This window comes from Micromonospora sp. LOL_025, assembly GCF_048060285.1.
Lineage (GTDB): Bacteria > Actinomycetota > Actinomycetes > Mycobacteriales > Micromonosporaceae > Micromonospora.
Window position 1 is genome coordinate 1 of sequence record NZ_JBHMIR010000059.1, and the last position, 15037, is coordinate 15037.

Sequence of the window (15037 nt, forward strand, 5' to 3'; positions counted from 1 at the left end):
TCGGTGGCGGGGGTGTTGGGTTCGCCGGGGCAGTCGGCGTACGCGGCGGGTAACGCGTTCCTGGACGGGCTTGCGGCGTACCGGCGGCAGCGCGGCCTGCCGGCTGTCAGCCTCGCCTGGGGCATGTGGGACACGGATGGCATGGCCGCCTCCCTCGACGAGGCCGACCGGGCGCGATCGACCCGGGGCGGCGTCACCGCGATGAACGCCGAGACCGGGCTGCGGCTGTTCGACGCGGCGCTGACCGCCGACCGTCCCGCCCTGGTGCCCGCCGTGATCGACCTGGCCGCCCTCCGGGCCGCCGCCGGCGTCGGCCTGGTGCCACCGATGCTCCGCAACCTGGTCGGCACGACCACGGCCCGCCGCCAGGCGGGACAGGGCACCACCTGGGCGACCCGCATCAGCGGCCTCGCCGCCGACGAGGCGCGCGCCGAGATCGACGTGCTGGTACGCGGCCTCGTCGCGCAGGTGCTCGGGCACGGCGGCGCGGAGGCCGTGCCGGCCGACCGGGCGTTCCGGGAGCTGGGCTTCGACTCGCTGACCGCCGTGGACCTGCGAAACCGCGTCAACGCGGCCACCGGCCTCCGGCTGCCCTCGACGCTGGTGTTCGACTACCCGACGCCCCAGGCGCTCGCCGCACACGTGCACGCCGAACTGGCCGGCGCCGCCAGCGGTCCCGCCGCGTCGGGCGCCCGGGCCACGACCCGGGTCGACGAGCCGCTCGCCATCGTGGGCATGGCCTGCCGCTACCCGGGCGGCGTCGAGACGCCCGATCAGCTCTGGGCGCTGCTGGCCGCCGGCGGCGAGGGCATCGGGGAGTTCCCCACCGACCGCGGCTGGGACCTGGAGAGCCTGTTCGACCCCGATCCGGACCACCCCGGCACGTCGTACACGCGGCACGGTGGCTTCCTCTACGGGGCGGCGGACTTCGACCCCGGCTTCTTCGGCATCTCGCCGCGCGAGGCCCTGGCGATGGATCCGCAGCAGCGGCTGCTGCTGGAGGCGTCGTGGGAGTCGTTCGAGTCCGCCGGTCTCGACCCGCAGCGGCTGCGGGGCAGCCGGACCGGCGTCTTCGCCGGGGTCATGTACCACGACTACGCGACGAAGCTGATGGAGCAGGCCGACGAGGTCGAGGGCTACGTCGGCACCGGCAACTCGGGCAGCGTGCTCTCCGGCCGGGTCGCGTACACGTTCGGCCTGGAAGGGCCGGCGGTCACCGTCGACACCGCCTGCTCGTCGTCGCTGGTGGCGCTGCACCTCGCCGCGCAGGCGCTGCGCAGCGGCGAGTGCGACCTCGCCCTGGCCGGTGGCGTGACGGTGATGGCGACGCCCGGCACGTTCATCGAGTTCTCCCGGCAACGGGGCCTTTCCCAGGACGGCCGGTGCAAGTCGTTCGCCGCCTCGGCGGACGGCACGGGCTGGTCCGAGGGCGTGGGCGTGCTGCTGGTGCAGCGCCTCTCCGACGCCCAGCGCGAGGGCCGGAAGATCCACGCCGTCCTGCGCGGCACGGCTGTGAACCAGGACGGCGCGTCGAACGGCCTGACCGCCCCGAACGGCCCGTCGCAGCAGCGCGTGATCCGGCAGGCCCTCGCGAACGCCCGTTTGACCCCGGCCGACGTGGACGCGGTCGAGGCGCACGGCACGGGCACCACGCTCGGTGACCCGATCGAGGCGCAGGCGCTGCTGGCCACGTACGGGCAGGAGCGTCCGCAGGACCGGCCGCTGCTGCTCGGGTCGGTGAAGTCCAACATCGGGCACACCCAGGCCGCCGCCGGTGTGGCCGGTGTGATCAAGATGGTGCTGGCGATGCGGCACGGTCTCGTCCCGCCGACGCTGCACGTCGACGAGCCGTCCCCGCACATCGACTGGACCGCCGGCGCGGTCGCCCTGACGACCGAGCCCACCCCGTGGCCGCAGGTGAACCGGCCGCGCCGGGCGGCGGTGTCCTCGTTCGGCATCTCCGGCACCAACGCGCACGTGATCATCGAGCAGCCGCCCGGCGAGGCGACCGACGGGCGCGCCGCAGACCGTCCGCGCGCCGGCGTCGTACCCCTGGTGCTCTCCGCCGTGGACGCCCCGGCGCTGCGCGAACAGGCGGCCCGGCTGGGCGCGCACCTGGCGGCGCACCCGGAGCTGGAACCGGCCGACGTCGCGCACGCCCTGGTCACCACCCGGGCCGCGTTCGGCCACCGCGCCGTCGTCCTCGGCCGCGACACCCTCGGCCTGACGCGGGCACTGGAGTCGTTCCGCCTCGGCGAGGCCACCCCCGCCACGGTCACCGGCGTCGCGCTGCGGGGCGGCGACCCGGTCCTCGTCTTCCCCGGCCACGGCGACCCGTGGCCCGCCACGACGGTCGAGCTGCTGGACCGGTCGCCGGAGTTCGCCGCCGCGATCGCCGAGTGCGAGGCGGCCCTCGCGCCCTGGACGGACTGGTCCCTCACCGCCGTGCTGCGCGGCGCGGACGGCGCACCGCCCTCGACGGACCCCCGGGTGACGCACCCCGTCCGGTGGGCCGTGGCGGTCTCGCTGGCCCGCTGGTGGCGTTCCCTCGGCGTCCGGCCCGCCGCCGTGGTCGGGCACGCCCACGGCGAGGTCGCGGCCGCCTGCGTGGCCGGCGCGCTGTCGCTGGCGGACGCGGCGAGGACGATCGCCCTCGCCAGCGGGGCCGAGGTGGACCCGGGCGCGCTGGCCGGGATCACCCTCCGGGCGGTCGAGCTGCCGCTGTACTCGGCGGCGACCGGCGGGCGGGTCGACACCGACGGCCTCGACGTCGCCCTCTGGTACCGGGGACTGGCCGACGGCATCGACGTCGACCCGGTCGTACGCGCCCTGCTCGACGAGGGCCACCAGATCCTCGTCGAGGCCGCCCCCGAGCCCGTGCTCGCCGCCGGGATGCGGGAGATCGCGCACGCCGCCGACGACGCCGTCGTGGTGGCCGCCGCCGACACCGACGCCGGCGGTTGGCTGCGGATGCTGACCGTCCTCGCCCGCCTGCACGTCCACGGCGTGCCCGTGGACTGGACGGCGATCCTGGGCGCCCGCACCGGCCCGCCGGTGCAGCTGCCGACGTACGCCTTCCAGCGCCAGCGCTACTGGCCGCAGGCGCCGGTGGCGACCGGCCCCGCCCCCGCCGGGTCCGACGAGACGGACCGGCACTTCTGGGAGGCCGTGGAGCGGGCCGACCCGCAGGCGTTGGCCGCCGCGATGCGGATCGACGAGACGGCGGCCCGGTCCCTCGACCCCGCCCTGCCGCTGCTCTCCTCGTGGCGCCGACGCCGCCGCGACGAGTCCACCGTGGACTCTTGGCGGTACCGGGTGACCTGGAAGCCGGTGACCGTCGCGCCGGAGGCCACCCTGTCCGGCGCCTGGCTGCTGCTGGTGCCGGCGGCCGGCACCGAGCACCCCCTGGTCGACGGCGCCGCCCGGGCCCTCACCGAGGGCGGGGCCGAGGTCGTCCTGATCGACGTGCCGGACCCGGACCGGCAGGCGCTGGCCGACCGGCTGGCCCGTACCGGCGTCGCCCCCGGAGCCGTCGCCGGTGTGCTCTCCCTGCTCGGCCTGGACGACGCCGCGCACCCGACCCACCCGGTGGTGCCGGCGGGCCTCGCCGGCACGTACGCCCTGGTCCAGGCCCTCGGCGACGCCGGTGTCACCGCCCCGCTGTGGTGCGCCACCGCCGGCGCGGTCTCCACCGGCCGGGCCGACCCGCTCGACCGGCCCCGCCAGGCGATGCTCTGGGGACTCGGCCGGGTGGTCGCCCTGGAGCACCCGGACCGCTGGGGCGGCCTCGTGGACCTGCCCACCGAGCCGGACCCGCGGGACCGGGCCCGGCTCGTGGCGGTGCTGGCCGGCGTCGACGCCGAGGACCAGTTGGCGCTGCGCCCCTCCGGGGTGTTCGCCCGGCGACTGGTCCGGGCCCGCACCGACCGTACGGCGACCGGCGACTGGCGTCCCGCAAGCGGCGCCGTCCTGGTCACCGGCGGCCTCGGGTCGATCGGGGCCCAGGTGGCGCGCTGGCTGGCCCGCGAGGGCGTCGGCGAGCTGGTGCTGACCGGCCGCCAGGGCCCCGCCACGCCCGGCGCGGACGAGCTGGCCGACGAACTGCGCGCCGCCGGCGCCACGGTCACCATGGCCGCCTGCGACATCGCCGACCCCGACGCCGTACGGGCCCTCGTCGAGCGGCTCGCCGGGCAGGGCACCCGCGTCGGGGCCGTGTTCCACACCGCCGGGGTCGCCCACGCCGGGCCGGTCGCGGCCACCGACGTGGCCGAACTCGCGGACGCCCTGCGGGCCAAGGTGGCCGGCGCGGTGAACCTCGACGAGGTGTGCGGCGACGACCTCTCGGCGTTCGTGCTCTTCTCCTCCGGGGCCGGCGTCTGGGGCGGCGGGCACCAGGGCGGCTACGCCGCGGCCAACGCCTTCCTCGACGCGTTCGCCGAGGACCGGCGACGGCGCGGCCGGGCGGCCACCGCCGTCGCCTGGGGTGCCTGGGACGGCGGCGGCATGGTCGACGCCGAGGGCGCCGCCGACCAGATGTTCCGCTCGGGCGTGCGGGCCATGCGCCCCGACCTCGCGGTCTCCGTCCTGGCCGAGGCGCTGGACCACGGCGACACCACGCTCACCGTGGCGGACATCGCCTGGGACCGGTTCCTCCAGACCTACACGCTGGCCCGTCCCCGGCCGCTGATCGCCGACGTCCCGGAGGTGGCCCGGCTGCTCGCCGCCGGGCAGCGCGACGGTGACGCGACCGACGCGGCCTCGCCCCTGCGCGGCCGGCTGGCCGGCCTCGCCGCGGCGGAACGGCGCCGCGTCCTGCTCGACCTCGTACGGGTCCACGCGGCAGCGGTGCTGCGCCTGTCCTCGCCGCAGGCGTTGGCGGCGGACCGGTCGTTCCGGGAGATCGGCTTCGACTCGCTCAGCGCCGTCGAGATGCGCAACCGGCTCGCCGAGGCGGTGGGGCTGAGCCTGCCGGCGACCCTGGTCTTCGACCGCCCGACGCCCGAGGCCCTCGCCGAGCACCTGGCGACCCGGCTCACCGGCGACGACACCCCGGCGACCGCGCCCGTGCGGGCCGCCACCGCGCCGGACGAGCCGATCGCCATCGTCTCGATGAGCTGCCGGTACCCCGGCGGCGTCGCCGGTCCCGAGGACCTGTGGCGGCTGGTCGCCGAGGGGCGGGACGGGATCGCGGAGTTCCCGACCGACCGGGGCTGGGACCTGGAGGCGATCTACCACCCCGACCCCGACCGGCCCGGCACCTCGTACGTCCGGGAGGGCGGCTTCCTCACCGACGCCGCCGGCTTCGACGCCGCCCTGTTCGGCATCTCCCCGCGCGAGGCGATGGTGATGGACCCGCAGCAGCGGGTGCTGCTGGAGAGCGCCTGGGAGCTGTTCGAGCGCTCCGGCACCGCGCCGGCCGACATGCGGGAGACCAACACCGGCGTCTTCGTCGGCACCAACGGCCAGGACTACGCGACGCTGCTGATGGCCGCCCGGGTCGAGACCGAGGGCTACCAGGCCACCGGCAACGTCGCCGCCGTCATCAGCGGTCGGCTGGCGTACCACTTCGGGTTGCAGGGCCCCGCCGTCAGCGTCGACACCGCCTGCTCGTCGTCGCTGGTGGCGTTGCACCTGGCCTGCCAGTCCCTGCGGCAGGGCGAGTGCGACGTCGCGGTCGCCGGCGGCGTGACGGTGATGGCCACCCCCGGGCCGTTCCTGGAGTTCGCCCGGCAGCGGGGGCTGGCCCTCGACGGCCGGTGCAAGTCGTTCGCCGGAGCCGCCGACGGCACCGGCTGGGGCGAGGGCGTGGGCCTGCTGATGTTGCAGCGGCTCTCCGACGCCCAGCGCGACGGCCGGCGGATCCTGGCCGTCGTGCGCGGCTCGGCGATGAACCAGGACGGCGCCAGCAACGGCCTGACCGCGCCCAACGGGCCGGCCCAGGAACGGGTGATCAGCCAGGCGCTGGCCAACGCCCGGCTGACCGCCGCCGACGTGGACGCCGTCGACGGGCACGGCACCGGCACCCGGCTCGGCGACCCCATCGAGGCGCAGGCGCTGCTGGCCACGTACGGGCGCGACCGGCCCGTGGACCGGCCGCTCTGGCTCGGCTCGGTCAAGTCGAACATCGGCCACACCCAGGCCGCCGCCGGAGTCTCCGGCGTGATCAAGATGGTGCTGGCGCTCCAGCACGACCTGCTGCCGCCCACCCTGCACGTGGACGAGCCCTCGCCGCACGTGGACTGGTCGGCGGGCGCGGTCGCGCTGCTGACCGAGGCGCAGCCGTGGCCGCAGGTGGACCGGCCGCGCCGGGCCGGCGTGTCGTCGTTCGGGGTCAGCGGCACCAACGTGCACGTCATCCTCGAACAGGCACCCGCCGCCGCGCCGGCCGACACCGGCACGCCCCGGCCGGCCGACGGGCCGCCGGTGCTGCCCTGGGTCGTCTCGGCCGACACCGCCGACAGCCTCCGGGCCCAGGCGGCACGGCTGGCCGACTGGCTGCCGCACACCGCGACGCCCGCCGCCGACGTGGCCCGGGGACTGGCCACCGGACGGTCGCCGCTGCGGCACCGCGCGGTGCTGCTCGCCGCGGACGCCGACGCGGCCCTCGCCGGCCTGCGGGCGTTCGCCGCCGGGCAGGACCACCCGGGACTCACCCGGGGCGTCGCCGAGCCCGGCGGCGCGTTGGCGGCGCTCTTCTCCGGCCAGGGCGCCCAGCACGCCGGGATGGGCCGTCGCCTGTACGAGACGTTCCCCGTCTTCGCGGCGGCGGTCGACGAGGCGTGCCAGCACCTGGACGCGTACCTGCCGCGACCGCTGCGTCCGGTGCTGTTCGCCGAGCCCGGCACCGCCGAGGCCGACCTGCTCGACCAGACGGCCTTCACCCAGGCCGGGCTCTTCGCCGTCGAGGTGGCGCTGTTCCGGCTGCTCGAGGACTGGGGGATCCGGCCCGACTTCGTGGCCGGCCACTCCGTCGGGGAGATCAGCGCGGCCCACGTGGCCGGGGTGCTCGACCTGGCCGACGCCTGCGCGCTCGTCGGCAACCGGGGCCGGCTGATGCAGGCCCTGCCCGCCGGCGGCGGGATGCTCGCCGTCGCCGCGCCCGAGGTCGACGTGCTGCGGGCGCTGACCGATACGCAGGGCCGGGTGGCCGTCGCCGCCGTGAACGGGCCGACGGCCGTCGTCGTCGCCGGCGCGGAGGACGCGCTGACCGGGCTGGCGGCCCACTTCGCCGACCTCGGGGTGCGCACGAAGCGGCTGCGGGTCAGCCACGCCTTCCACAGCCCGCTGATGGAGCCGATGCTCGCCGACTTCGCGGCCGTGGCGGCGACCCTGTCGTACGCCCCGCCGACGGTGCCGCTGGTGTCGAACCTGACCGGCGCGGTGATCGACGCCGACCAGCTCTGCACCCCCGACTACTGGGTCCGGCACGTCCGCGAGGCGGTCCGCTTCGCCGACACCGTCACCCACCTGCACGCCAACGGGGTGACCCGGTTCCTGGAGATCGGGCCGGACACCGTGCTGACCGCCCTGACCGCCGACGCGCTCCCGGCGGACGCCCAGGTCACCGTGACCGGCGTGCAGCGGCCCGGCCAGGACGAGGTGGCCACCCTGCTCGGCGCGGTGGCCCGCCTGCACTGCCACGGCGTGGCCGTACGCTGGTCGCGGCTGCTGCCCGGCGCCGGTCCCGTGGACCTGCCCACGTACGCGTTCGACCACCAGCGGTTCTGGCCGACCCTCGCGGCGGCGACGGCGGGCAGCCCCGCCGCCACCCACGACGACGTCGACTCGGCGTTCTGGCGGGCCGTGACGTCGGGCGACGGCGACGCGCTCGCCGGCCGGCTCGGCCTCGACGCGGACCGGCCGCTGCGGGAGCTGCTGCCGGAGCTGGCCCGGTGGCGGCACCAGCAGCAGGAGGACGCCCTCGCCGGCGGCTGGCGGTACCGGATCACCTGGCGTCCGCAGGCACTCGCCGCAGGCGCCGTCGACGGCACGTGGACCCTGGTCCACAGCGGCACGGACGAGCCGGTCGTCGACCGGCTCGCCGAGCTCGTCACCGCCCGGGGCGGCACCGTGCGGCAGCTCGCCGTCGACCTGGCCACGACCGACCGCACGGCGCTCGCCGCGCAGCTGGCCGGCGCCGCGCCGACCCGGATCGTGTCGCTGCTCGCCCTCGACGAGCGACCGCAGCCCGACCGGCCCGCCGTGCCCCTGGGCCTGACCGCGAACCTCGCCCTGGTGCAGGCGGTCACGGACGCCCTGCCCCCGGTGCCGCTGTGGCTGCTCACCCGGCAGGCCGTCAGCACCGCCGACGGCGACCCCGTCGTGCGCCCCGCCCAGGCCACCACGTGGGGTCTCGGCCTGGTGGCCGCGCTGGAACACCCCCGGCACTGGGGTGGCCTGCTGGACCTGCCCGCCTCGCTGGACACCGCCGCCGCCGAGCACGTCCTGGCGGCGCTCACCGCCGCCGGGCACGAGGACCAGCTCGCGGTGCGCGACTCCGGGACGTACCTGCGCCGGCTGGCCCGCGCGCCCCGCGCCGAGGCGCCGGCCGACTGGCAGGCCCCGGACACCGTCCTGGTCACCGGCGGCACCGGCGCCGTCGGCCGGTACGCCGCCGGCTGGTTCGCCCGGCACGGCGCGCGGCGACTGCTGCTGGTCAGCCGGCGCGGCGCGGCGGCCCCCGGGGCCGACGAGGCGGTGGCGGAACTGGCCGCCCTCGGCGCCGAGGCGCGGGTGCTGGCGTGCGACCTGGCCGACCGGGACGCGGTCGCCGACCTGGTGCGCGGGCTGCGCGCCGACGGCGAGACCGTGCACGCGGTGGTGCACGCCGCCGGGGTGGGCCGGCTCAACCCGGTCGCCGCGGTGACCGGGGAGGAACTCGCCGACGTCGTCTCCGGCAAGATCGCCGGTGCCCGCCACCTGGACGAGTTCCTCGACCCGGAACCGCTCGACCTCGTCGTGCACTTCTCCTCCATCGCCGCCGTCTGGGGCGTCGGCGACCACGGGGCGTACGCCGCCGGCAACGCCTTCCTCGACGCCTGGGCGCAGTCCCGGCCGGCCGGGGGCCCCCGGCACCTCTCGGTGAACTGGGGACCGTGGGCCGGCGGCGGCATGGTGACCGACGCGCACGCGGCGGCGATGAGCCGGCGCGGCGTGTCCCTGCTGGACCGGGAACCGGCGATGGCCGCCCTGCGCGCCGGCCTCGACGGCGACGACACCGCCCTCACCGTCGCCGACATCGACTGGGACCGCTTCGCCCCGGTGTTCGCCTCCGCCCGGCCCCGGCCGCTGATCAGCGAGATCGCCGAGGTGGCCGCCCAGGCCGCGGCGGCGCGGGTCGACGCCGAGGACGGCGACCAGGTCGCCGGCGAACTGCGCAAGCGGCTCGGCGAGCTGTCGCAGGCCGAACAGGCGCGGCTGCTGGTGGACCTCATCCGCACCGCCGCGGGCGAGGTCATCGGCCACGACAGCCCGTACGCGGTGGAGGCCGGCCGGCCCTTCCGGGACCTCGGCTTCGACTCGCTCACGGCCGTGGAGCTGCGGGGCCGGCTGGCCCGGTCGACCGGGCTGAGCCTGCCCAGCTCGGTGGTGTTCGACTACCCGACCCCGCAGGCGTTGGCCGAACACCTGCGGGCCGAACTGCTCAGCGAGGCGTCGGTGGAGGCGCTGCCGACGCTCGCGGAGCTGGACCAGTTGGAGAGCGCCCTCGCGCTGCGCGACCCGGACGACATCGGCCGGGTGCGGATCACGATGCGGCTGCACAGCCTGCTCGAACGGCTCGGCACGGTCGAGGAACGCCGGGAGGAGACCGCCGAGGTGGCGGACCGGCTGCGGGTGGCCAGCAACCAGGAGCTGTTCGACCTCATCGACCAGGACCTCGGGCTCTCCTGAGCCGCCCGGGGACCTGTGGTGTCACGAGAAAGCGAGATGTCATGGCGGACGAAGAGCGGCTGCGCGAGTACCTGACGCGGGTCGTCGCCGAACTTCAGCAGACCCGCCAACGGCTGCGCGAGGTCACCGCCGAGGAGTCCGAGCCGGTGGCGATCGTGGCGATGAGCTGCCGCTACCCGGGCGGCATCACCTCGCCCGAACAGCTGTGGGAGTTCGTCTCGTCCGGCGGGGACGCCATCGGCGACTTCCCCACCGACCGGGGCTGGGACCTGGAGCGGCTCTACCACGCCGACCCGGACAACGCCGGCACCTCGTACACCACCTCCGGCGGCTTCCTGCACGACGCGGGGCAGTTCGACGCCGCGCTGTTCGGCATCTCGCCGCGCGAGGCGGTCGCCATGGACCCGCAGCAGCGGCTGCTGCTGGAGGTCACCTGGGAGCTGTTCGAGCGGGCCGGCATCGCCCCGCTGTCGCTGCGCGGCAGCCGCTCCGGCGTCTTCGTCGGCACCTCCGGGCAGGACTACGCCGCCGTGCTGCACCGGGCGCCCGGCGTCGAGGGCTACGTGCTGACCGGCACCGCCGCCAGCGTGGTCTCCGGCCGGCTGGCGTACACGTTCGGGCTGGAGGGCCCCACGGTCACCGTGGACACCGCCTGCTCGTCGGCGTCGGTCGCCATCCACCTCGCCTGCCAGGCGCTGCGCCAGCGCGAGTGCGGCCTCGCCCTGGCCGGCGGGGCGACCGTGCTGGCCACCCCCGGCCCGTTCGTCGAGTTCTCGCGGCAGCGCGGCCTCGCCGCCGACGGCCGGTGCAAGTCGTTCGCCGCGTCCGCCGACGGCACCGGCTGGTCCGAGGGCGTCGGCATGCTGCTGCTCGAACGGCTCAGCGACGCCCGCCGCAACGGCCACCCCGTGGTCGGGATCATCCGCAGCTCCGCGGTGAACCAGGACGGCGCGTCCAACGGGCTCACCGCCCCCAACGGCCCGTCCCAGCAGCGGGTCATCCGGCAGGCCCTGGCCGGCGCGAGGCTCACCCCCGACCTGGTCGACGTCGTCGAGGCGCACGGCACCGGCACCACCCTCGGCGACCCGATCGAGGCCCAGGCCCTGCTCGCCACGTACGGCCGGGAGCGCGGCGACGCCGCGCCGCTGCTGCTCGGCTCCATCAAGTCCAACATCGGCCACACCCAGGCCGCCGCCGGCATCGCCGGGGTGATCAAGATGGTGGAGGCGATGCGGCACGGGATCGTGCCGGCCACCCTGCACGTCGACGAGCCCACCCCGCACGTGGACTGGTCCGCCGGCGCGGTCACCCTGGTCACCGAGGCCACGCCGTGGCCGGCCGTGGACCGGCCGCGCCGCGCCGCCGTGTCCTCCTTCGGCATGAGCGGCACCAACACCCACCTCATCCTCGAACAGCCCGAGCCGGCCCGCGCCGAGGTTGACCGGCCGGAGGCGCCCGCGCCCGCGCCGGTGCTGCTCACCGGCCGCACCCGCGCCGCGCTGCGCCGCCAGGCCGAGCGCTGGTCGCGGTACGTCGCCGACGACGCGGACCTGCGCCCGGCCGACGTCGCCTGGACGTCTGTGGTCTCCCGCTCGCCCCTGGAACACCGGGCGGTCGTCCTCGCCGACGATCGCGACGGACTGCTCGCCGCCCTGCACGCCCTCGCCGAGGACCGGCCCGCCCCCGGCCTGGTCACCGGTGCCGCCGCCGAACGCGGCGGGGTCGCGTTCCTCTTCTCCGGACAGGGTGCCCAGCGCGCCGGCGCCGGCCGGGAACTGTACGAGACGTACCCGGTCTTCGCCGAGGCCCTCGACGAGGTCTGCGCCCACCTCGACCACCGGCTGCCCCGCCCGCTGAAGCCGCTGCTGCACGCCGAGCCCGGCACCGGCGAGGCCGCGCTGCTCGACCAGACCGTCTTCACCCAGGCCGCCCTGTTCGCCGTCGAGGTGGCGCTGCACCGGCTGCTCGGCTCCTGGGGACTGGCCCCCGACCTGGTCGCCGGGCACTCCGTCGGCGAGTTGACCGCCGCCCACGTCGCCGGCGTGCTCACCCTCGACGACGCCTGCGCCCTCGTCGCCGCCCGGGGCCGGCTCATGCAGGCGCTGCCCGCCGGCGGCGCGATGCTCGCCGTCGCCGCCGACGAGGCCCGCGTCGCCGAGTCGATCGCCGCGCTGACCGACCGCGTCGCCGTCGCCGCCGTCAACGGCCCCGGCGCCGTCGTCGTCTCCGGCGACGGCGCGGCCGTCGACGAGCTGGCCGAACTCTGGACCGGCCGGGGGGTGAAGGTGCGGCGGCTGCGGGTCAGCCACGCCTTCCACAGCCCGCTGATGGAGCCGATGCTCGCCGAGTTCGCCGCCGTCGCCGCCGGCCTCGACCTACGCGCCCCCACCCTGCCGGTGGTGTCCAACCTGACCGGCGAGCTGGCCGACCCGGCGCAGCTCACCGACCCCGGCTACTGGGTGCGCCACGTCCGGGAGGCGGTCCGCTTCGCCGACGGCGTACGCACCCTGCGCGCCCACGGCGTCGGCACCTTCGTGGAGGTCGGCCCAGACGCCGTCCTCACCGCCGGCATCCAGGAGACCCTCGCCGAGGCCGAGGCCGGCGACGCCGCCCCCGCCGTGGTGGTGCCGGTGCTGCGCCGGGACCGCCCGGACCGGCGCGCCCTGCTCGCCGCCCTCGCGCAGCTCCAGGTCGCCGGCACGCCGGTGCGCTGGGCGGACCTTTTCGCCGACCGGCCCGGCCGGCTCGTCGGCCTGCCCACGTACCCGTTCGAGCGGCAGCACTACTGGGTGCCGGCCGAGGCGCCCGCCGACGAGACCACCGACGGCGGGACCGGCGCGCTCGACCGGCGGTTCTGGGCGGCCGTCGAACGCGCCGACCTCGACGCGCTGCGGGACACCCTCGCCGTCACCGACTCCGCCGCCGCCGAGTCGCTGCGTACCCTGCTGCCCGTCCTCGCCGACTGGCGGCGGCAGCGGCAGGAACACTCGGTGCTCGACGGCTGGCGGTACCGCGCCGACTGGCAGGTGACCGGCGAACCCACCCCCGCCCGGCTGACCGGCACCTGGCTGCTGGCCCTGCCCGCCGGCGGCGCCGACGACCCGGCGGCGCGGACCGTCCTGACCGCCCTGACCGGCACCGGCGCCGACGTGCTGCCGCTGACCGTCGAGCCGGACGCCGACCGGGCCGGCCTCGCGGCGTCCCTCGCCGGCACCGATCCCGTCGGCGTCGTCTCCCTGCTCGCCGTGGAGCCGCCCGCCGACGGCGCCGTCCTGCCCGGGCTGACCGCCACCCTCGCGCTCGTGCAGGCGCTCGGCGACGCCGGCCTGGACGCGCCGCTGTGGCTGGTCACCCGGGGCGCGGTCGCCGCCGCCTCGTACGACCGGCTCACCGACCCGGCGCAGGCCGCGATCTGGGGCCTCGGCCGGGTGGTCGGCGTCGAGGCACCGCACCGCTGGGGCGGCCTGGTCGACCTGCCGCCGGAGCCCGACGACCGGGCCGCCATCCGGCTCGCCGCGATCCTCACCGGATCGACCGGCGAGGACCAGCTCGCGGTACGCGGCCCCGGCGTCTTCGTCCGCCGCCTCGTCCGCGCGGCCCTCGGCGACCGCCCGCCGGCGCGCCGGTTCACGCCCACCGGCACGGCCCTGATCACCGGCGGCACCGGCGGACTCGGTGCCCGCGCCGCCCGCTGGCTCGCCGCTGCCGGAGCCGAACACGTCGTGCTGGTCAGCCGGCGCGGAACCGACGCCCCCGGCGCCGCCGAGCTGGAGGCCGAGCTGACCGGCCTCGGGGCCCGGGTCACCGTCGCCGCCTGCGACATCGCCGACCGGGCCGCCCTCGCCGAGCTGCTCGACCGGATCGAGGCCGACGGCCCGCCGGTGCGTACCGTCCTGCACGCCGCAGGCATCGCGCAGGCCACCCCGCTGGCGGAGGTCACCCCGGCCGAGCTGGCCGAGGTGACCGTCGGCAAGACCGCCGGCGCCGCCCACCTCGCCGACCTCCTCGCCGACCGGGACCTGGACGCCTTCGTCGTCTACTCGTCCATCGCCGCCACCTGGGGCAGCGGCGGGCAGGCCGGGTACGCGGCCGGCAACGCCTACCTGGACGCGCTGGTGCAGCGGCGCCGCGCCGAGGGCCGGGCCGGCACCGCCATCGCCTGGGGACCCTGGTCCGACGGCGGCATGCACGCGGCGGACGCCGAGCGCAACCTGCGCCGCCGGGGCCTGCCCGCCATGGACCCGACCGTGGCCATGGGCGCGTTGCAGCAGGCCCTCGACCACGACGACGTCACCGTGACGGTGGCCGACGTGGACTGGTCCCGGTTCGCCCCCGCGTACGCCTCCGCCCGCCGCCGGCCGCTGCTGGAGGGCGTACCGGAGGCACGGGCCGCCCTCGACGGCGGCGTCGCGGTCGACGACGGCGACGAGGGCCCGGCGGCGACCCTGCGCCGGCGCCTCGCCGGACTGGCCCCGGCCCGGCGTGAGGAGGCCGTCGCCGACCTGGTCCGGGAACTCGCCGCCGACGTGCTCGGCCACGACGGCGGGGCCGCGGCCATCCCGGCGACCACCGCGTTCCGTGACCTCGGCTTCGACTCGCTGACCGCGGTGGAACTGCGCAACCGACTCGTCGCCGCCACCGGGCAGGCGCTGCCCACCACCCTGGTCTTCGACCACCCCACCCCGGTCGTGCTGGCCCGGCTCCTGCTCACCGGCCTCTTCGGCGCCGACGCCGACGCCGGGTCGGCCCCCGTCGCCGCCCCGGCCGCCGTCGCCGACGACGAGCCGGTGGCCATCGTCGCCATGGCCTGCCGCTACCCAGGCGGGGTCGACGACCCCGAGCGGCTGTGGCGCCTCGTCGCCGACGGTGTGGACGCCATCGGCGACTTCCCGACCGACCGGGGCTGGGACCTCGACCGGCTCTACGACCCCGACCCGGCCAACCCCGGCACCACCTACGCCGACAAGGGCGGCTTCCTGCCCGGGGCGGCGGAGTTCGACCCGGGCTTCTTCGGGATCTCCCCCCGCGAGGCGGCGGCGATGGACCCGCAGCAGCGGTTGCTGCTGGAGGTCTCATGGGAGGCGGTCGAGCGGGCAGGGGTTGAGCCTGGGGTTCTTCGGGGTTCGCGAACAGGGGTGTTCGTGGG

2 protein-coding genes are annotated in these 15037 nt (G+C 77.1%); both read left to right on the plus strand.

The features are described 5' to 3' along the window. Positions 1 to 9891 (plus strand): type I polyketide synthase (locus ACFHW0_RS31145; RefSeq protein ID WP_416613199.1); only part of this gene is annotated, 9891 nt, incomplete at its 5' end. A gap of 71 nt (positions 9892 to 9962) precedes the next feature. Then, on the plus strand, positions 9963 to 15037 hold a 5075-nt coding region (locus ACFHW0_RS31150), incomplete at its 3' end, for a type I polyketide synthase (RefSeq protein ID WP_416613201.1).